Annotated in this window: 18 protein-coding genes and 1 pseudogene (1 of these 19 running past the window's edge); 6 read left to right on the plus strand and 13 right to left on the minus strand. The window is 39.7% G+C overall.

Annotation, left to right across the window (positions count from 1 at the left end; translation table 11 throughout):
- Positions 1-581: pseudogene (locus tag L659_RS01000000123040) on the plus strand (YeiH family protein); it begins 509 nt to the left of the window's first position.
- A gap of 29 nt (positions 582-610) precedes the next feature.
- Here L659_RS01000000123040 and L659_RS0115895 read toward each other — a convergent pair.
- Positions 611-1,918, minus strand: a complete 1,308-nt coding sequence (locus L659_RS0115895; protein ID WP_024591174.1) for a DASH family cryptochrome — start codon at positions 1,916-1,918, stop codon at positions 611-613.
- 119 nt (positions 1,919-2,037) lie between these two features.
- Entirely contained in the window at positions 2,038-3,765 is a 1,728-nt protein-coding gene (locus tag L659_RS0115900) for a DUF885 domain-containing protein (protein WP_024591175.1), read from the minus strand.
- A gap of 228 nt (positions 3,766-3,993) precedes the next feature.
- Here L659_RS0115900 and L659_RS0115905 point away from each other — a divergent pair, with 228 nt between their 5' ends.
- Positions 3,994-4,581: a DUF4202 domain-containing protein gene (locus L659_RS0115905; protein WP_024591176.1), complete on the plus strand. Its 588-nt coding sequence runs from the start codon at positions 3,994-3,996 to the stop codon at positions 4,579-4,581.
- Between the two features lie 41 nt (positions 4,582-4,622).
- The gene (locus L659_RS0115910; protein ID WP_024591177.1) at positions 4,623-5,141 is read left to right on the plus strand and encodes a TFIIB-type zinc ribbon-containing protein; all 519 of its coding nucleotides are present in this window, start codon (positions 4,623-4,625) and stop codon (positions 5,139-5,141) included.
- 80 nt (positions 5,142-5,221) lie between these two features.
- Here L659_RS0115910 and der read toward each other — a convergent pair whose 3' ends face one another.
- From der to ndk, 9 genes are all read right to left on the minus strand, one after another.
- On the minus strand, positions 5,222-6,688 hold the full coding sequence (gene der, locus L659_RS0115915) for a ribosome biogenesis GTPase Der (RefSeq protein WP_024591178.1): 1,467 nt from the start codon (positions 6,686-6,688) through the stop codon (positions 5,222-5,224).
- A gap of 74 nt (positions 6,689-6,762) precedes the next feature.
- Entirely contained in the window at positions 6,763-7,941 is a 1,179-nt protein-coding gene (bamB, locus tag L659_RS0115920; protein WP_007583433.1) for an outer membrane protein assembly factor BamB, read from the minus strand.
- Between the two features lie 10 nt (positions 7,942-7,951).
- A complete protein-coding gene (locus L659_RS0115925) occupies positions 7,952-8,572 on the minus strand; it encodes a YfgM family protein (RefSeq protein WP_007583431.1) in 621 nt (206 codons plus the stop codon).
- A gap of 19 nt (positions 8,573-8,591) precedes the next feature.
- Positions 8,592-9,872: a histidine--tRNA ligase gene (hisS, locus tag L659_RS0115930; RefSeq protein ID WP_024591179.1), complete on the minus strand. Its 1,281-nt coding sequence runs from the start codon at positions 9,870-9,872 to the stop codon at positions 8,592-8,594.
- Positions 9,873-10,270: 398 nt separating this feature from the next.
- A complete protein-coding gene (gene ispG / locus L659_RS0115935) occupies positions 10,271-11,389 on the minus strand; it encodes a flavodoxin-dependent (E)-4-hydroxy-3-methylbut-2-enyl-diphosphate synthase (protein ID WP_010554970.1) in 1,119 nt (372 codons plus the stop codon).
- A 5-nt stretch (positions 11,390-11,394) separates the two neighbouring features.
- Positions 11,395-12,264, minus strand: a complete 870-nt coding sequence (locus tag L659_RS0115940; RefSeq protein ID WP_024591180.1) for a RodZ domain-containing protein — start codon at positions 12,262-12,264, stop codon at positions 11,395-11,397.
- On the minus strand, positions 12,261-14,099 hold the full coding sequence (gene pilW, locus L659_RS0115945) for a type IV pilus biogenesis/stability protein PilW (RefSeq protein ID WP_024591181.1): 1,839 nt from the start codon (positions 14,097-14,099) through the stop codon (positions 12,261-12,263). The genes L659_RS0115940 and pilW overlap by 4 nt, the downstream gene beginning before the upstream one ends.
- A gap of 126 nt (positions 14,100-14,225) precedes the next feature.
- Entirely contained in the window at positions 14,226-15,356 is a 1,131-nt protein-coding gene (locus tag L659_RS0115950) for a bifunctional tRNA (adenosine(37)-C2)-methyltransferase TrmG/ribosomal RNA large subunit methyltransferase RlmN (protein WP_007583420.1), read from the minus strand.
- Positions 15,357-15,523: 167 nt separating this feature from the next.
- Positions 15,524-15,955, minus strand: a complete 432-nt coding sequence (ndk, locus tag L659_RS0115955) for a nucleoside-diphosphate kinase (RefSeq protein ID WP_007377442.1) — start codon at positions 15,953-15,955, stop codon at positions 15,524-15,526.
- A gap of 279 nt (positions 15,956-16,234) precedes the next feature.
- On the opposite strand from ndk, the gene trhP reads away from it, so the two are divergent.
- Complete coding sequence (trhP, locus tag L659_RS0115960) at positions 16,235-17,620, plus strand: prephenate-dependent tRNA uridine(34) hydroxylase TrhP (protein WP_024591182.1); 1,386 nt, start codon at positions 16,235-16,237, stop codon at positions 17,618-17,620.
- Positions 17,621-17,851: 231 nt separating this feature from the next.
- On the opposite strand, the gene L659_RS0115970 is transcribed toward trhP, so the two are convergent.
- Positions 17,852-18,232, minus strand: a complete 381-nt coding sequence (locus L659_RS0115970) for a GreA/GreB family elongation factor (RefSeq protein WP_024591183.1) — start codon at positions 18,230-18,232, stop codon at positions 17,852-17,854.
- Positions 18,233-18,857: 625 nt separating this feature from the next.
- Here L659_RS0115970 and L659_RS0115975 point away from each other — a divergent pair.
- The gene (locus tag L659_RS0115975) at positions 18,858-19,730 is read left to right on the plus strand and encodes a DMT family transporter (RefSeq protein ID WP_024591184.1); all 873 of its coding nucleotides are present in this window, start codon (positions 18,858-18,860) and stop codon (positions 19,728-19,730) included.
- 44 nt (positions 19,731-19,774) lie between these two features.
- On the opposite strand, the gene L659_RS0115980 is transcribed toward L659_RS0115975, so the two are convergent.
- A complete protein-coding gene (locus L659_RS0115980; protein ID WP_024591185.1) occupies positions 19,775-20,668 on the minus strand; it encodes a LysR family transcriptional regulator in 894 nt (297 codons plus the stop codon).
- 217 nt (positions 20,669-20,885) lie between these two features.
- On the opposite strand from L659_RS0115980, the gene L659_RS0115985 reads away from it, so the two are divergent.
- Entirely contained in the window at positions 20,886-21,134 is a 249-nt protein-coding gene (locus L659_RS0115985) for a YfhL family 4Fe-4S dicluster ferredoxin (RefSeq protein ID WP_024591186.1), read from the plus strand.
- The last annotated feature ends 139 nt before the right edge of the window (positions 21,135-21,273 follow it).

The following is a 21,273-nucleotide window of genomic DNA, read 5'->3' on the forward strand; positions in this document are numbered from 1 at the left end:
CGCATAAAGTATCGGTAGCTGTAGCAACGGTGGTGGTATTTGGTACGTTGAGTATGTTTGCCTACCCAATCATGTTTGAGTATATGGGGCTGAGTGAGCACGCATATGGTATTTTTGTAGGTTCAACCATTCATGAAGTAGCGCAAGTGGTAGCAGCGGGTACAGCTGTAAGCGCCAATGCTGCAGATACCGCCGTTATAGAAAAAATGCTACGCGTGATGATGCTTGCGCCGTTTTTAGTCACTTTATCGTTTTGGCAAAGTAAAAAAAGAGTAAAGGCAGGTAATACTATAAGTAATGAGGATAATAAATCAGGTATTAGTATTCCTTGGTTTGCGGTGTTATTTATTGTGGCAAGTGGTGTGCATTCACTCTCTATTATTCCTCAAGTGGCTACAAGCGCAGTTGTTTGGTTTGATAATATATTACTCACCATTGCGATGGTGGCTTTGGGTTTACGCACACATGTTGGGGCAATTCGCCAAGCGGGTATTAAGCCACTGTTACTGGCGCTGTGCTTGTTTTTGTTTTTAACATTGGGTGGTTACGCTATTAATATAGGCATTGCTGAGCTGTTTTAAACGTTACTTGGTAAAAGTTGATTGGCGGCTTAAATTGGCCAATCAACTTCGTTTACGTTATCGAGCTGTGTGCTGGTATTTTTATTGCCTTGCCATTTATTAGTGTAAACAGCGTGCGGGTCAAACTGTAACGTTTGTTTTTCAATATTAAAGTGCCTACCACCACGCGGATCTACGCCTACACCTGCTATATATTGCCAATTACCCCAATTAGCGGCTACATCGTAATCAATAAGTTGTTGCTCAAAATAGGCTGCGCCATAACGCCAATCAAGACCAAGTTCGTTCACTAAGCAGCTCGCTGCAATTTGCCTTGCACGGTTTGATATGTAACCCGTAGCGTTTAGCTCGTTCATAATCGCATTTACTAATGGGTAGGGTGTTGAGCCATTACACCACGCAGCAAAGCGGTTTGGCATAAATGTAGTAAGGGGTTTTGTTTGCTTTTGGCCTTTAAAGCTAAACAGGCTTTTACCTGCCTTAAGTGCATGCCATTTAAAATACTCTCGCCATAGCAATTCAAATTTAATCCAGTAAGTAGACTCGTTTGTTATTTGACTATGTTCGTACGCCTCAACTGCTTTATAAACTTGCCGCGCACTTACACAACCTAAAGCAAGCCAGGTACTAAATTTTGTGGTGTTATTAAAGCCATCAAGCTCGTTTCGAGTTATTTTATAAGTACTTGGTAGTAAACCTGAAAAGTATTGCTTTAAATGTGTTTGCGCACTTTTAAACCCGCCATGCATTACGCCATTATTTGCTATACGCTCTAAAGGTTTTTTAGCGCACAAGGTTATTGGCTGAGGGAGCAAACCGTTTGGTAATGTTGAAAGTGAAATGGGGCTAGTGGCGGCCTCTACCTTTTTACGAAACGGGGTAAAGTGTTTAGGTAATTCGCTTAAATCAAACGGTAGGTCACTTTGTTTAAAGAGCGTGTCTTGCTGCGACCCTGCAAATTTAGTATTAGGGCAATGTGCTTTGAGTAAGTTTATTTGGCGTTGCTCGTACAGGCCAAATTGCTCGCTGTATACAACTTCATCAATATTTTGCTCATTAATACGCGCTTTCAAAAGCGATACAGGTTCGCCTTCAAGTACATGCAGTGTTTGCCCGCGCTCAATAAGTGCTTGTTGGAGTTCATACAAGCTTTGCATTAAAAACTGCTGTTTATGCACGCCATACGGCTTTTGTTGATAGTTATTATTTTTAAACCAGTGCGGGTTTATAACAAATACAATATCGAGCGCGCATTGCTCAGTAGCAAGTTCGCTTAAAATAGGGTTGTCGGTTAGACGTAAATCGTTTTGTAGCCAATATAAAATGCGTTTGCTCATAGGTTTACTCAGGTTTTTGTAATCATTAACTTTACGAAGCAAAAGCGGGTAGGGATTAGTTTTGAGGTTTTTAAGAGGGTTTTAAAAAGAGGCGGCAAATAATACCGCCTCCTTGAATGTTAAATAGCCGATTTTTGTTTTTCTATCCAATCGTTTATTACGTCTTCTAATACTTCCATAGGCAGCGAGCCTTGGCCTATAACGGTGTCGTGAAAGCTGCGAATATCAAACTTAGCACCTAGCTCTTTTTCGGCTTTTGCACGCAGTTCGCGTATTTTTATTTCACCCATTTTGTACGAAAGCGCTTGGCCAGGCCATGAAATATAACGATCTATTTGATCCTCCACCGCGCTTTGTGGCAATGCAGTGTGATCTGCTAAGTAGTCAATTGCCTTTTGGCGGCTCCAGCCAAATGCATGAATACCGGTATCAACAACAAGCCTCACAGCACGCCACATTTCGTAACCTAAACGACCAAAGTCGCTGTATGGGTCTTGATAAAAGCCGGCTTCTTTACCTAAACGTTCGGTGTAAAGTGCCCAACCTTCGCCAAATGCTGAGTGGCTAAGTGTGCGTCTAAACTGAGGTACATCTAACTCCATTGCAATAGCGTTTTGTAAATGGTGCCCTGGTATTGCTTCGTGTAGGCTTAGTGCTTCTAAATTATACAAAGGCTGTAGCTTAGGTGTTGAGGCTAAAAAGTAAGTACCCGGTGAGCGATTATCAGCCGGTGGCATATAAAACGCGCCACGACTCGCTGAGCCTTTTATTGTAAAGGTGTTACGCGGTAAATGATTAAAGTAGGTTGGTAATTTGCCATACATTTTTTGCGTAATAAAGGCTGTTTTTTCAAGTAAGTCTTGTGCGTCTGTTGCGTAAAATTGCTCATCGGTTGCTAAAAATTCTAAAAACTCAGCATAAGTGCCATCAAAACCTACTTTATCAATAATGCTTTGCATCTGCGCTTTAATACGCGCGACTTCTTTTAAGCCAAGCTCATGAATTTTCTTTGGTGTGGCATTGGTTGTGGTGTAGTAATTAACTGCATATTTGTAATACTCAAGCCCGCCTTTAACGCTTGCAATACCCGGCTGGGCTCTACAGTTAGGCATGTAATCGTTTTCAAAAAAGTCGTAAAAGTGCTGATAAGCAGGGACTACTTTTGAGCTGATTAAGGCCTTTGCTTTATTTTGGTATGTGGCTTTTTGCTCTGCTGTAAACGTTTTTGGTATACGTGTAAAGGGCTCGTAAAGGGCACTGTTTTCAGGTTGCTTAACAATATGCGCGCTAATGCTTTGGCTGTAATTTTCAAAGGTTTTGCAGTAATGAGTAAAGCCTGTTTTTATACCTTCTTTCATTAAATCAATATTTTGCTGATTAAAGCGAGGGTAGTCGGCAAGGCTTACTAAAAATGCGTTGTAGTCATCGGGTGTTAAAAATGCCATGTTAGCGGGGGCTTCGGCAAAATAAGTATGCCAGCCACTTAAAAAATTAACCGGAAAATACTTATCTTGAAAAAGGTAACTTTGCTGCTCGGTTTCTCGCTCATATTTAAATAAGCGGTAGTTCATTAGCTGCTCGTTGTTGAGCGTTTTTGGGTCAATGCTGGCTAAGTTTTTTAGTACGTTGTTGTTATAAGCTTGGCGCTTTGCAATGGCTTGCTCGCTCCAATTTGGCAAAGTACCGTTTGGCTTCCAGCCGTCTGGGTCGGTACGAAAAAATATTTTTTCAGCTTTTGCGTTTTGCCAATGGTTATCAATAATGGTTTTTAAATCTGCATTGCTATCGGCTGCGCTCGGCAGTGATGCTACAGCTAAGCAAATAGCTAAAATTGTTTTTTTAAACATATTATTCTCATTTTTAGCGCGTTAATTTTTATTAGTTTACGCACATGTGTCATTTTTGTTTCTAAGATAATAACAAGTTAACCTTATTAATGCGCTTAATTTCACAACCAGTACCTCTTGCTTTTACTTTTTGATTGAACAAATTTCACCGCTGAAGTGAGTGGGCCACTAGTTTATTGTTTTATCAGCGTTTAGAATGATTAAAACTAATTACAATAAAAGACCGTCATGTTTAATAAAGTAATAACGCTGATTGATGAAGCTAATAACCAAGACCCTAATACTGAGCAGCACAATGGAGAAAGTTTTCCAAAAGAGTATTTATACTCACAGCGTATGAGCGAAATGCTAACTCGCTTTAAACCTGATGCCGATGCACTCATGCAAATTGCAGTGCGTGCACAGCATATTCAGCGTTGGAAATCGCCACGTAGCGACTTTGAAATGAACAAGCAGGGTTATCATCAATGGCGTAGCGCACTTTATATTTTTCATGCGTCACTAGCCGTTGAATTAATGAAACAAGCTGGGTTTAACGATACTGACCAAAACCGTGTTTATAACGCTGTTGCTAAAAAAGATATTAAGCGCAATCCAGATAGCCAATTAGTTGAAGATGTAGCAAGTTTGGTGTTTATTGAACACTACATGCTTGGGTTTGCCAGTGCAAAACCAGATTACAATGAAGAAAAATGGATTGGTATTATTCGCCGCACATGGCAAAAAATGTCAGATGAAGCCCATGAGTTTGTACTTACAGGTAATATTACATTACCAACGCCGCTTGTTGGGCTTATTCATAAAGCGCTTGAGTAAAGTAGTGTAAGCTAGGTATTAAAATAAAAAGGATTTTTAGAATGTTTTGCCCACGTACAAATGCCTCTCTTGAGCCGTTATTAATTGGCGGTATTACTGTTTACACTTCAGTGCAAGGCGGCGTATTTTTTGATAACAGCCAAATTTTTAAATTTAGCTCGCCAGAGCTAAAGCATGGTCAGGTGTTGCTAAAGCATTTGAGTGAACATAGCGAGAGTGAACATAGCGAGAGTGAATACGATGTATCGCTACGAATTAATTGCCCAAAGTGCAAAAAAATTGTAATGATGCGCAGGTATTTTTCGCCAGTAAAGGCCGTCGAAATAGATGAATGCCCAGGCTGTGCAGGAATATGGCTTGATAGCGGCGAGCTGGCAAAAATACACGAAAACCATTTAACACCTAAAGAGCGAAAGCTATTAGCTCATGAAATGGCAACCAATCATGGCTTTATAACTATTAAATCACCTACTTCTAGGTTTACGCCAACTAATAAAAATAAAAATGCACATGAAGCCACGGTGGAGAACTTAGTGCGCTTAGCTTTGCTTGGTTTGTAACTCTTAATAACATATTAAAACAAAAACGGCGTACTAAAAAGTACGCCGTTTTTATTGTAATAAACTAACTCTTGAAAAGTTTATTTATTACGGTTTTCTTTTGCAAACGCACGTATTTTACGTTTTTGCGAAAGCGTTACTTTATTAGTACGCCCTGCAAATGGATTATCACCTTCTCTAAATTCAATTTTGATTGGGGTGCCCATAATTTTAAGTGCTTTACGGTAGTAGTTCATTAGGTAGCGTTTGTAGCTATCTGGTAAATCTTTAACTTGGTTACCGTGAATAACAATACGTGGTGGGTTATAACCACCGGCATGTGCATATTTAAGCTTAACACGACGACCACGAACAAGTGGTGGCTGATGATCGGCTTGAGCCATGTCCATAATTCGACGCAGCATTGCAGTACTTATACGTTTAGTCGCTGATTCATACGCTTCGTCAACAGACTCAAACAAATGACCAACACCTGTACCGTGTAGTGCAGATATAAAGTGTAGGCGTGCAAAGTCAATAAAGCCTAAACGGCGATCGAGCTCTGATTTAATACGATCTTTAACGTAATCGTCTAAGCCATCCCATTTGTTCACTGCAATTACCAATGAACGACCTGAGTTAAGAGCAAAGCCTAATAAGCTTAAATCTTGATCTGAAATACCATCGCGAGCATCAACAATCAATAACACAACGTTACAATCTTCGATTGCTTGAAGCGTTTTAATTACAGAGAACTTTTCAACTACGTCGCTTACTTTTTTACGCTTACGAACACCTGCGGTGTCAATTAACACATACTCTTTTTCATTTCGAGTCATCGGAATGTAGATAGAGTCACGTGTTGTACCTGGCATGTCGTATACAATTACGCGATCTTCACCCAGTATACGGTTTGTAAGCGTTGACTTACCAACGTTAGGGCGACCAATAATTGCAAGCTTTACAGGTTTGTCTGCAAATGCCTGGTGATCGGTATCGCTGTCTTCATCTTCTTCGTAAAGATTAATAAGCTCTTCGTCATCGCCTGTTACGTCTTCGTCTTGTGCAGCTAATTCAGCAATAAGCGGCTGAAGTGTTTGCTCAAGTAATAACGTAATACCACGGCCATGCGATGCAGCAATATGATGAATTTCACCTAATGATAATTGGTAAAATTCAGCACAGTTTGAATCTGCATCAATACCATCGGTTTTATTGGCAACAACAAAACACTTTTTATCTTGTTTACGCAAGTGATTAGCAATTGCTTGGTCAGCTACGGTCATACCTACACGAGCATCTACTAAAAACAGAACAATGTCAGCTTCTTCAATAGCTAGCAGAGATTGATCTGCCATTTCGATTTCGATGCCTTCTTCTGAGCCATCAATACCGCCCGTGTCTACCACGATAAATTCATAGCCATCGTAACTAGCTTGGCCATATTTTCTATCTCGTGTTAAACCTGGAAAATCGGCTACGAGTGCATCACGAGTACGTGTTAAACGGTTAAATAATGTGGATTTGCCCACATTGGGTCGCCCAACTAGAGCGATCACGGGAAGCATAAACTACCTCTTTAAAAAACAACAAAAGGCTTCGCAGTGCGAAGCCTTAAAAAAACCATATGACTATTAGTAACTTAGTTTGGTATTTTTACCATACTAACTTCACCATCACGGGTGTATAAAATTAGCTTATCGTCGGCAACAACTGGCTCAACAAAAAAGCCCGAGCTGTCAAAGTCTTCACGAGATACTAGCTCGCCAGTTTCTTTATTTAGCCAATGTAGGTTACCTTCTTGGTCGCCTAAAGCTAAGTGGCTACCTGCAACTGCAGGGCCTGTTAGGTACCAACCGCGTAGAGCGGGTTGGCTCCAACGTTCAATACCTGAATTTTTATCTAATGCGTAAATAACACCATCGCTATCTACTAAATAAATTGTTTGTGCATCCATCGCAATTTCGCGGTAGCTGCTGTACTCGCGTTTCCATACAACATTGCCAGAGCGAATATCTACAGCGGCTAAGTTTCCGTTGTAAGCTATAGCGTAAGCGTATGGACCGCTAATAAGTGGTTGAGTGTCTACGTCAACTAGGCGTTCAAATTCTGATGCGCCTTTAGCAACCGCAATTTCTGCGCTCCATGCTGAGTAACCACTGTCTGAAATTAATACGCTTAGCTTGCCTGTTTCAAGGCCTACTAATACACCACCGTTAGCAACGGTTGGCGAGCTTTGTCCGCGTAATGTTAGTGGTGGAACTTCTTGTTCAAAGCTCCAACGCTCTTCGCCTGTATCTGGGTGAAGGGCTAACAATTTACCAGAGCCTAAATTTACAAATATTAAGCCATCACCTGCTGTTGGTTTAGACAGAGATTCGCCTGGTACGTTTTTACGCCAAACTTCTTCACCAGTTTCGCGATCAAGAGCAATAATAAAGCCGTGTTCAGAACCAATATAAATTTTACCATAGGCTTGCAAAATACCACCTGATAATTTTGCATTACCGTTGTCAGCCCAAGGCCAAAACGATAAATCTTGGCGTACATCGGTTTCCCATTTTGTATCGCCATTATCAAGTGAAAGCGCTTCTACTTGGCCTTCGCGGCTAGCAACATACACAGTATCTTTGTAAACTGCGGGTGTTAAACGAGAAAAATAATGCTCTACGCCATCACCTACAGATTCTTGCCAAACAACGTCAGTTTCAAATTGGTTTACAATTTCAGGAAGTACTAGTTCATCTTCATCATCACTTGATGAACAACCCATCAATGTTGCCATACATAGGGCAAGGGCTGCTGTTGTAAATTTTTTCATGCCTAAAACCTTATGCCGCTGGGCTAGTTACTGCTAGGTCATCTAACTTAATTTGTAATAGTGGGTTACTTGTTAATCCACCCGCATCTATTGCTGCTTGGTATGCAGTACGTGCTTGATCTTTATTACCTTGCTCAGTGTAAATGTCGCCTTTAAGCTCGGCCACGTTTGCATTGAACGCTTCAGGTAATGGTGCATTTAATGTCGTTAATGCATCGTCATATTTAGTTTGCGCAATTTGAACACGTGCTAAACGTGTAATCGCAATTGCTTTTAATTCTGTATTTGGCGTATTAGACACAACCCAGCTTAGCTTTTCGCTTGCTACGTCTAGTTTTTTCGCTTCTACTGCGTCTTTTGCAGCAACGAATGCAGCAAGTGTTGCGTAGTTTGTGTCTTTATTTTCGCTAATAAACGCATCAGCTGAAGATAATACATCGTCGCTTTCAACAAGCGCTGTATATGAATCTGATGCTTTTTCAGCGGTAGTAATTTGGTTTTGGTTATATGCTTTCCAGCCATATAAGCCACCTAGGCCAACAAGTATACCTAGCGCAAGTGAAATGCCGTTTTCACGGAAAAAGCGTTTAATGGCTTCTGCTTGTTGTTCTTCTGTTGAATAAATATCCATTCTTACCTCTAATGTTCGCTTAGCCGTTAATAAGCTCAGCTAATAGCGCTTTAGCTTGTTCTAATTCTAATGTGACTTGTTCTTTACGCTCGCGCAAATACTTGATGGTCACAACGCCTTTTTCTAATTCATCTTCACCAATAATTACTGCAACAAGTGCATCGCTTTTATCAGCACGTTTTAATTGTTTTTTAAAGTTTCCGCCGCCCGCATGTACCATAACGCGTAAACCCGGTACGTCTTTACGTAGTTGCGCTGCAATTGCAGGAGCTTGAATGCTTGCTTTGTCGCCCATTGCTGCTAAATATACATCAGCATTACGACGAATGTCACCTACACACTCAAGTGCTTGTAGTAATAATACTAAGCGCTCTAGACCCATTGCAAAACCAACTGCTGGCGTTGCTTTGCCGCCAAGTTGTTCAACTAAGCCATCGTAACGTCCGCCAGCACATACAGTGCCTTGTGCACCTAAACTGTCGGTTACCCATTCAAATACAGTGCGGTTGTAGTAGTCTAAACCACGTACTAACTTTTCATTAACCGTATATGAGACGCCAGCAGCGTCTAAACGTTCACATAAATTTTCAAAATGTTCTTTTGATTCAGCATCTAAATTTTCAGACAATTTAGGTGCATCAGTTAAAATTGCTTGTACGTCTGGGTTTTTGCTATCAAGTACGCGTAATGGGTTTGAATACATACGACGTTTTGAGTCTTCATCAAGCACATCAATGTGTTGCTCAAGGTAGGCTACTAAAGCATCACGGTAATCTGCACGCGCTTCGTTAGATCCTAAAGAATTTAGCTCTAAACGAACGTGGTCAGTAATACCAAAGGCTTCCCATAGTTGCGCTGTTAATAAAATAACTTCTGCGTCTATATCTGCTGTAGCAATACCAAATGTTTCTAAACCAAATTGGTGAAACTGACGGTAACGACCTTTTTGCGGACGCTCGTGACGAAACATTGGACCCATGTACCAAAGGCGTTGTTCTTGGTTGTATAGTAAGCCATTTTGGTTGCCAGCACGTACGCATACTGCGGTGCCTTCTGGGCGAAGTGTTAATAAGTCGCCATTGCGATCGGCAAAGGTGTACATTTCTTTTTCTACTATATCGGTAACTTCACCAATAGAGCGTTTAAATAAGTCGGTTGATTCTACAATAGGAAAACGAATTTCTTGATAACCGAACGATGCTACTGTCTCGCGTAAAATGTTTTCTACTTTCTGCCAAACTTGTGTATCGCCCGGCAGACAATCGTTCATACCGCGAACTGCCTGAATTTGTTTTGCCACTGATAAATCCTAAATGCTGTTTTTTTGTGTAATGAAAAATGCTTACACAACAAGAATGCTAAAAATTGACCCGTCATTATATACCCAAATGACCCCATGATGCGAGTTTCAGTTGGAATTAAAAGCGATTTAGGCAAGGCATTGATTGAAAGTAATAGTGGTTCTATTGTTAAAATCAATAACGCAGTATAAATCGCTTTTAAACCAACCCGTTGGGTGTTTCACAGACACTTACTCTCATCGTTGTTACTTTTTAAAAGGGATTGCCATTCTTGCAAAGTAACGCCTTGATATTAAGAGCCTGTGAAACGCTGAATTCTGTATCTTGGGGTCGTTTGGGTATCCACTAGCTATAAAGGTAAACGCCAAACACCGCTGTTTGGCGCTTTATGCGGTATTTATTCGACTATTTTTATGTCAATCGGTGTTTGGTTCTGCTTTTTTTCTATAAAGTCGCGTACATAACCTTCAAGCTGGTCAACAATGTTGTTGTTATCAATGCGCGCTTTTTGGCGTTCGCCATTTATATACAAACCAGAACGACGATTTGCACCGGCAAGCCCTATATCACTCACAAGCGCTTCACCTGGTCCATTTACAACGCAACCAATTACCGAAACTGACATAGGTTCGATAATATCCTCTAAGCGCTCTTCAAGTTGGTTCATGGTGCTTACTACATCAAACTCTTGGCGTGAGCAGCTAGGGCAGGCAATAAAGTTAATTCCACGCGAACGAATGCGCAATGAATTTAAGATATCAAAGCCTACTTTAATTTCTTGTACCGGGTCGGCAGCAAGTGATACACGCAGGGTATCGCCAATACCTTCGGCAAGAAGCATACCTAAACCTACTGCAGATTTAACAGAGCCTGAGCGCATGCCGCCCGCTTCGGTAATACCTAAATGCAGTGGTTGGTCTATTTCTTTAGCGAGTAAGCGATATGCACCTACAGCTAAAAATACGTCAGACGCTTTTACTGATATTTTAAATTGGTCAAAATCAAGGCGGCGCAAGATATCTACATGGCGCATTGCTGATTCTAATAAGGCTTCTGGTGTTGGTTCGCCGTATTTTTCTTGTAAGTCGCGCTCTAGTGAACCGCCATTTACACCAATACGAATAGGAATGTTGTGCTCGCGTGCAGAATCGACCACAGCTCTTATACGCTCTTCACTACCTATATTCCCCGGGTTTATACGCAGGCAATCTACACCGTATTTTGCTACTTTTAAGGCTATACGGTAATCAAAGTGAATATCTGCAACTAGCGGAATCGTTACTTGCTCTTTTATACTTTTAAACGCTTCGGCTGCATCCATTGTTGGTACTGATACACGGACTATGTCGGCACCTGCATCTTGTATTGCCTGTATTTGTGCAACAGTTGCATCAACATCCATGGTGTCGGTGTTGGTCATTGATTGCACTGCAATAGGGGCACCATCACCAATAGGGACGTTACCTACATTGATTCGGGTGGATTTTCTGCGTTTAATTGGAGATTCTGAAAACATAGCGACTACTCTGCTAGTGGTAATGTAAATTTGGCTAAACGGTTTTGAGGAAATGCAGAAACATCTACAGGTTCACCGTTTAAAGTAATGTCTACAGCGTCATGCTTACCAAGCACAACTGAAAAAGGAGGCGTACCGCTTACGGTCATAATATAGCCTGCTTTTTTAACGCCGAATGCTATTTTTTCGCCTTCGCCGTCGTAAATTTCAACCCAACTTTCGCCATTAAAGTTCATGACAATTGTGCTGCTAGCATCTTCTTGGCTTGCATTGTTAGAAGCAATAGGAGCCGTTTCTTTAACTATTTCTGGGCTTGTTGATGTTTCACTAGACGTGCTTTGTGATTCTAATAATGATTCATCGTCAATTTCGGCTTGTTGCTGTTGCTCTGAAATACTGGGTTGAGCGGCTTGGCGCTCGCTCATTTTTGAGTTGGCAACGTTTATGTTACTCGTTTGCTCTTCAATAGGTGTCGCGTTTTGCCAAAACCATAAAGCAGATGAGCCAATAACAATCGCTAAAATTAAATAGCTAAAAAACATTAAACGGCTGTCGTTTGCTTCTTTTTCTGTACGGCGTGAAAAACTCTGCATATTAGCGGGTTTAGCCGGCTCCGGTGGGGCTGGCATCATTGCTAATATAGGTGCGCTATCTACTTTTAATTCACGGCAATAGTTTTTTATATAGCCTTTAACAAAAGTAATAGGGCCGAGTAATGTAAATTCATCATTTTCAAGGCGCTTAATTTGAAGTTCAGACAGCTTTAACGGTGCAGCAATAGTCGCTATGCTAACGTTCGCTTGTTCTCTGTGATTTTTTAATATCTGGCCTACAGTTGGCTGTTCGCTCTGTGTTTGCGTATTTTCTTCATTCATAATGTGTATGAGTCTGGATCCACTAGTAAAAGTTTGTGCCCTGGTTTTAGTGCTATATCAGGACTTAATTTATTCCATCGCATTAATTCATCAATTAATACATGCCGCTGGGTAGCTATATCGTAAAGGGAATCACCAGCTTTAATTTCGTAATAAATATTTGGATCGTTTAGGTATATTTTACTTCCATTCATTACCCGATCCGACTCTTTTAGACCATTCCATTGCAGGAGCTTTTGTAGTTTAACATTGTATCGCACCGAAATGCTAAATAGGTTTTCGCCAACAGCAATTACGTGAAATGGCACGCGTAAAGGCGATACTTTAGGGTTAAGCATTGGGATCTCTGTTTTTTGTACTGCTTCGTAACTTTTAAATTCAATATCGGCATCATTTTGATAGCTGCTATTTTCAAATACAGTTGTATTTTTAGTCGCTTCGTAGAATACCACGTCACTACTATTTTTTTGAGCGGTAACTGCAGGAACTGAATTACTATAGTTACTAGTTTGCTGCGAATTAAACTGGCCTGTTTTAGGTGCGCCAAACGAAATTATTGTTACCTCGTCATCGGCTTTAGCTGGTTGTTTTGTTGCTATAACTTCTTTTTGAGGTTCGTAAACGGACTTAGCTTTTTTAGGTGCAGCTACTACGGAATCTGCAGAGTCGTGCTCAGTAGTAAGTGCAAGCATAACAGCCGATGTATCGGTAGGGTTGCTTGGTGCGACGACTTTAGGAGCTTCTTCTTTTTGGGTTGTTACTTGTTTTGCTATTACGGTTGCTTCGTCGGCTTGCTTACTGACCGTGTTTTGTACCGCCTTAGCTTGCTTTTCTCTTACTATAACTGGATTTACATCTTGGTTATTTGCTATTGCGATCTTTTTATCTGTTTTTTGCTCGTCGTTTGTTACCAAGCTTGTTAAACCGTCTTGTGGTGAACGTTTCTTTCTGATTACTTTTATTTTTGGTTTTGAACTAACGTGCGCGCCGCTTTCGTCGTTTTTTAGTTCTTTTAACTGCGCTTTGCGGTATTTTTCTCGCAGTATTTCAAACTCATTAAAACGTGTTCTTTTCTCTTTTAATGCATAGGCTTCGTTACTGCTAGAGTAAGTTTGTAAAATAGTGCTGGAAATTTTTTCAGCCTCTTCTATTCTGCCCATTCTGTTTTTTACAAGGTAGCTAAGCATTAATGCGCGAGAAGATACTCGACCTGTGCTTTCGTAGCGTTTTAAAAGTTCACTGGCTTTGTATAAGTCACTTTTTGCGTAATACAGCGCTGCTAAACTAATTAACGTAGATGTACGCTGAGAGCTGTGATTAAGTGCCTGTTGAAAATAACTTTCTGCATTTTCGAAATCATCAAATTCAATAGCACACAAGGCTAAATTTTCGTAACTTTCGGCAACGCGAATATAACTTGGTACTTCAATGGCTTTTAAAAATTGATCAGTTGCACGATCGTATTCATCAATGCCACATAAAAACACGCCGTAGTTATTAAGCGTATTAGGGTCGTCAGGCTTTATTTCGAGTGCTTTTTGGTATGCTTTATCAGCTAGCGGGTTCTCGCCTACTTGTTGATAGTAATAAGCAAGAGAGTAATGTACTTCAGGCAGGTCAGGAGCAAATGCAGCTGCACGTTCTAAATTGTATTTGGCTTGAGAGTTATTACCCGTTTTTAAATACTGTAAGGCTAAAGCAATTCGTGTTCGTGCTGCGCCAGTATTATTAATTTTATTTTCGACGACGGGCTTATTACTGCCGTTATAACTACTTTCGCTAACACAGCCACTTAAGGCAAGTGTTGATAGTGTTATAGCAAGTATAGATCGCATTACCTTATCTCTTTATTTTTAGTCCATGGCGCCTATCTTACCTAAAACCTTTGTTGTTGCATCATTTATTTAAAAATAAACAACTTAACCACCCTACATGACTAATTCACATAGGGTGGTTACAGATTATGCTTGGTGGATATTAACGCTAATTGCGTTATCGTCACGCATTTTCTTTTTAGCTAAACGTTTAGTACGGTCAACTACATCACCTACTAACTGTCCGCAAGCAGCGTCAATATCGTCACCGCGAGTACGACGCACAATACAGGTAACGCCTGCTGCTTGTAATACTTTTGAAAAACGGTCAATACGGCTATTGCTTGAGCGCGTGTATTCATTACCCGGGAACGGGTTAAACGGAATAAGGTTGACCTTACAAGGTGTGCCTTTTAACGTTTGCACTAATGCATGCGCCTGATCGGTGCTGTCGTTAATACCGTTAAGCATCACGTATTCAACCGTTACATCTTTATTTGCTTTTGAGCCATCGATATAACGACGACACGAGGCTAAAAATTCTTCAATAGGGTACTTTTTATTAACTGGCACTAAAATGTCACGCAGTGCGTTATCGGGTGCGTGAAGTGAAATAGCCAGTGCTACGTCAATTTTCTCTTTTAGTAAATCAAGTGCAGGTACAACGCCTGAAGTACTTAATGTTACGCGGCGCTTAGATAAACCAAAGCCCCAATCGTCCATCATTAGTTCCATTGCTGGCACTACGTTTTTAAGATTAAGTAAAGGCTCGCCCATACCCATCATTACAACGTTAGTTACTGGGCGCTTTTCGCTATGACCATCAAGGCCTATATCTTTAGCTACACGCCAAACTTGACCAATAATTTCAGATACTTTTAAGTTACGGTTAAAGCCTTGTTGAGCGGTAGAACAAAAAGTACACTCAAGAGCACAACCCACTTGTGATGATACACATAACGTAGCGCGCTCTTTTTCAGGGATCCAAACGGCTTCTACTTCTTGGCCGCCTTCCAGAATAAGTGCGTACTTAATAGTACCGTCGCTTGCTTGTTGGCGCACAGTGATTTCTGGCGCTACAATTTCGCACTCAGCTTTAAGTTTTTCTTTAAGCTTTTTGTTTACGTTGCTCATATCGTCGAAGTTATCTACGCCAAAATGATAAATCCATTTCATCACCTGGTCACTACGAAACGGCTTTTCACCGAACGATGCAAATAGCTCGCGCATTGCTTCTCGGTTTAAATCTAATAAGTTAATCTTTTTTTGCTCGGTCATGAAACAACCTCAATCGGTGACGGTGGAGATAAAATTTACGAGGACGAATTGTACACAATTCACTCACTTTAATCATTAAGTAAAACATCATGAGTTTCTGATTAATACTTTACGTAATGACTAAAAAAGGGCCCGAAAGCCCTTTTCAATATGTTAACGAATTCGAATTAACGAGTACGTGAACAAAGCTCTTCGTCAGCGAAGAAGTACGCGATTTCGCGAGCAGCAGATTCAACAGCGTCAGAACCGTGAACAGCATTTTCGTCGATGCTATCAGCGTAGTCTGCACGTAAAGTACCAGCTAGTGCTTCAGCAGGGTTAGTAGCACCCATGATTTCACGGTTTTTAAGAACAGCGTTTTCGCCTTCAAGAACTGTAACCATTACTGGACCAGATGTCATGAAAGATACTAAAGCACCGAAGAAAGGACGTTCGCTATGTTCAGCGTAGAAACCTTCAGCTTTCTCTTGTGAAAGGTGAACCATTTTAGCTGCAACGATTTTAAGGCCAGCAGATTCGAAACGGTTGTAGATAGCGCCAATGTGGTTTTTAGCAACTGCATCAGGTTTTACGATTGAAAAAGTACGTTCTAAAGCCATCTTTATGCTCCAATAATTTTAAGTAAAAGTGTGAATATTAACGGGCGCGAATTATACGCGTTTTAAGTGAAAAATCCTAATTTTATTAAAAACCAGTTTGGTTGCCGTTTTGTGATCTCGATCAAACGCAAATTATTGACCGCATTTATACTGCCGCGCTTCTGTTTACTTATTTGTTAATGACTAATCTGAATTCTGCTTGGGATAGATTTATTTTTCAGAGTTTAGGTTAACTACTTATGCAACTGGCTTAAACCCAGTTTGATGTATGGAGCGCACATGTCACCCGTTATTTCTTCAATGCCTTTTATTCCTGAATTATTATGCCCCGCAGGCAGTTTAAAAAACATGCGCTACGCGTTTGCTTATGGCGCAGATGCGGTTTATGCGGGGCAGCCTCGTTATAGTTTGCGTGTGCGTAATAATGAGTTTGACCTAGACACTCTGAAAGTAGGCATTAGTGAGGCGCATGCGCAAAATAAAAAGTTTTATGTGGTGTCTAATATTGCGCCGCATAATGCCAAAGTTAAATCGTATTTACGTGATATAGAACCGGTTATTGCGATGAAACCCGATGCGCTAATTATGTCAGACCCTGGTTTAATTATGCTGGTTCGTGAAAAGTGGCCGACTATGCCGGTTCATCTATCAGTGCAGGCAAATGCAGTTAACTACGCAAGCGTGCAATTTTGGGCAAAGCAGGGAATTGAACGCGTTATTTTATCGCGGGAGCTGTCGCTCGAAGAAATAACCGAAATACGCACACTCTGCCCAGACACCGAACTTGAAGTATTTGTACATGGCGCACTGTGTATGGCGTATTCGGGGCGTTGTTTGCTCTCTGGTTACATAAATAAGCGCGATCCAAATCAAGGCACGTGTACTAATGCATGTCGTTGGGATTACGATGTAAAACCTGGTGTTGAGAACGAAACCGGCGAAATGGTGCATAAAATTGACCCCAAACAGGTGATTCCTACACTGGGTGAAGGCGCGCCAAGTAACGATGTATTTATGCTAGAGGAACAAGGCCGCCCTGGTGAGTACATGCCTGCATTCGAGGATGAGCACGGCACCTATATTATGAACTCAAAAGATTTACGCGCTGTGCAATACGTAGAGCAGTTAACAAAAATGGGTGTACATAGTTTAAAAATAGAAGGGCGTACTAAGTCATTTTATTATGTAGCGCGCACAGCACAAGTTTATCGCAAAGCAATAGACGACGCAGCTTCGGGTAAACCATTTGATACTAACTTATTTAAAACACTCGAAAATCTAGCACATCGTGGTTATACCGAAGGCTTTTTAAAACGCCATGCCCATCAAGATTATCAAAATTATGAATACGGTCATTCGGTATCAACTAAGCAGCAATTTGTGGGAGAAGTACTTGAGCGCTGCGAAAATGGATTAGTTGAAATAGACGTTAAAAATAAATTTTGTACAGGTCACTCCTTAGAGCTTATGACACCACAAGGTAACATTACTTTTAAGCTTGAATATATGGAAAACAAAAAGGGGGAAACTATTAGCGATGCTAAAGGCTCTGGTCACATTGTAAAAATACCGCTAAATGAAGGCATCAACTTAGCGCACGCTATTTTAATGCGTAATCTTGAGGAACAACAAGATACTCGTAATCCATTTAAACAAGCTGTTTAGCTACAGCTGAATATAGTTTTTTCAAAAAACTCGGGGTTATAAAAACCCCGAGTTTGCGACTTTATTTAAAATAATATTAATTATTTTTCAAGTTGCTTTAGCTTATCTCTTCGCTCTTTACGTTTTTGTTTTAATATTTTGCTTGCATGTTTTTTAGGTTTTTCTTTACTCATTACAAATAACTCCAATTAAATATATAAAATTAATAAATAAAAATTGAAATAATTTACTCTATATTTCCTCCTTAATATTAATGGCTATTATTTCCCAAAGGTGGGATTCCCCAGCTTCTTTATATTCAATAATATGATTTATTTTATGCCCTAAAAGAGCGACCCCAAGAGGAGAGTGAAATGATACGTCACTAATAAAGTGCCTTCGTTGGCTTGGAGGCACTAAAGTTATGCGGCGCTTAAAACCGATGGTTATATTTTTAATAACCACCGTGCTATTAATTTGTACATGCGGATTGAATTTTGACCAAGGCCGCTGTGAATACTCGACTTCTTGTAGTAAATACGCAAGCTTCAGCGGTTGTAATAGTACCGCTGCGTCTGTGAAGTTATTTTTAGACAGGAAAGATTTTTTACGCTCGAACAGAAAAGAAAGCACGGACTAATCCCCACAAAAACTAAATCGAATTTAAATATATAAAGGTACAGTGTAACTGCCGAGTGTAAGGGTTACACTCGGCTTAAATTCCGAAGGTGGTATTTGTTTTTAGCAGGTATGTGATTAAAGTAAACATATTATCCTCTTTGTTTAAATCAATCATATTGAGTTTAAAAATAAAGTCAATTGAGTTTTAGGTTAAAAATATATTGTCGATAAAATGACAGTTTAAAACTGTTTTTTATGTTTTTATAAATTCGTTTTTTTCACTAAATTGTTGTTATCTCTGTGTGTTAGTTGCTCACTATGTGATTGAAGCTAAGCGACTAAATAGTTAAATGCTATTTATGGGATCTATAGTGCCACTTATGCCTGTTTATAATATTTATAGATTAAATATACTGGTGTTGTTGTTTATTAAAGTGTAATTGTGTGGCTAGTATTTTATTATGTGAAGCCTAAGCTGCTTATTTTATAGAGTAGAAGCTAGGTATCGGGTAACGCTCTTGTAGTGGCTAGGTGCTTTACTGTTGAACCTTTATGTAATAGTCATTGCATTCAACAATGTTAAATAACCACTTTTTATTCGGGTTTATCAAAGTAAATTATAAAGGGTCTCACTTATATGTGGATAATTTTTGCATTACTCGCCACTGTTTTTTTTGGTGCGCGAGGAATAATGTACCAATGGACGTCACAAAAAAAGATTAATCGTAATCTATTATTATTCGGTGTTTTTTTTGTGGGATTTATAATTAGTGCGCTAGGTACTGTGGTGTTTGAGCACACATGGTACGGCTGGGCTGATATTACGGTTGGGCTCGCTTTAGGTTTTGGATCTTTTGCGGCTAATGGGTTTTTGCACAAAGGGTTTTCGGTTGGGAAAGCGTCTTTAATTAGCATCCTGTCGGGGTTAACGCCTTTATTTGTACTTTTATTTGCCTTTTTATTATGGCAAGAAACCTTAACTGTTATTCAATTAATCGGCTTTTTTATTATTTTTGGCGGCCTTTATATTATTCGCTACTCCAGCGATATCTCATTAAGTAATTTACAAGGCGCGCAATGGGGATTACTCGCGGCACTGTCTTTTGCATTTAATGATTTAATGGGGAAGCAATCAACGCTTCTTGAGGCTGATACGTTTGCAACTTTAACGTCTATGTTTGGTTTTGGTAGCTTTCTTTTTGCCGTTAGTTGGTTAGTAAAGCGTAAAAAAATGCTAGCAGAGCAAGGCTCTTCTCAAGCGTATTGGTCTGCCGGTAAAACATTTTCGTGCGGGTTACTTATTGGTTTAACAAATGTAGCTGGCATGGTTGCAATAATATCGGCTTTTGCTATTGGTAATACAGGGCTAGTTTCAGCGATTTCAGGTATGAATATTTTAATTATTTTGTTGTATTCACGCATCATTCTAAAAGAGTCTTTTACACGCCAAGAAGTTATAGGATTAACAACGGCATTTTTAGGTGTAATCGTACTAAGGCTTAGTTTTTAAAAGATGAATTAGCTTAATTACTTTGCTGTGAAAAGCCTACACTGCTACATTTTAGTGAAGTGTTGCAGTGTATGCTCTATAAGTAATCGCACTCGATAAGGGATTTGTTTTCTGTCGCGATAAAGCATAGAAAATGGCTGCCCTTTGCTTTGCCAATCAGGAAGAATGTGTTTAAGCTTTCCGGCTTTAATAAGTGGTAATGCTATATAATCAGGGATGTAGCTAATACCCACACCAGACTCAACTGCTTGTTTCATCATTTGAATTTCATCAACTTCTAATCGAACATGTGTGTTTGGGTTGAAGCTATATTCCTCGTTCGTGTGCTGATTTTTTAATTGCCACGGTACCAACCCAACGCACGTAATTTTTGGTTGCTCTTCTAATTGCTCAGGATGAGTGATGGATTGATAATCATAGTCAGGATGAGCACACAATACATTATGAGTAAGCTTAAGCTCCCTAATAACCCAATTATCAATGGCAGGATTTCTTACTCTAAACGCTATATCAATCCCTTCTTTTTCAATATCAATAAGGTTATTTGAAAAGCGTAAATCTAGTTGAATATCGGGATACTGCAGTAAAAAATCACAAAAAATAGCACTTAAAAAATGTTTACCCATGTAAATGGGTGCACAGATCCTAATTTTCCCTTTAGGTTGGTCTTTCTCATCACAAAGTGCTTGCTCTATACACTCTACTTCATCGAACAGTTTACGATAGCGATCGTAATATAACTCGCCAGTATGCGTAAGTGTAACTCGATGGGCATCTCGATTTAGTAACGTTAATTGCAGAGCTTGCTCTAATAAACGTATTCTACGGCTCAAAGTTGATAGTGACATATCAAGGCTTATTGATGCTTTTTTAAAGCTACCTAGTTTTACTATGGTGCAAAAGTAACGTAAATCATCGAGAGAATAATTAGCTGCCATCAGAACTACTTTATTGTTTAGGATGTAGACAATATTAACAGCGACGCTTTAAAATTTCATTAGAGAAGCCAGAAGTTTTTATTGATAAAGATCAACAAAGAAAAAGTCAATAAAATGCATAATTTAACGCTGTTAATCATATAATTTAAAATAAAGCAGTAAATGCTCTATTTTTTCATTTTTTGTTTTATAGGACTTTAATTGGAAAGGCTAAAAAGTGGCTCTACTCATAAATAGTAAATGCATTAACTGCGATATGTGTGACCCAGAGTGCCCTAATGAGGCTATTTATATGGGCGCTAAAATATACCAAATAGATGCTAGTAAATGTACTGAGTGTGTAGGGCATTATGATAAACCTACTTGTGTAAGTGTTTGCCCTATTGACTGTATAAAGCCCGATCCTAATAAGCGTGAAAGTTTAGGTGAGCTGGCTGATAAGTTTGTGCTGCTAACGAACTTATAACTTGTTCAGGTATTTTGCTAAGCCGCTTTTTACTATCGGCTAAAAACTATCTACATTACTTATTTAGCTTGTAGCTAAAGTCCGCCGTCATGCATTTTTAGTTTCAATCAAATTTTATTACCTTCATTAATTATCAATT

The organism is Pseudoalteromonas sp. S8-8 (genome assembly GCF_000497875.1).
Lineage (GTDB): Bacteria > Pseudomonadota > Gammaproteobacteria > Enterobacterales > Alteromonadaceae > Pseudoalteromonas > Pseudoalteromonas arctica.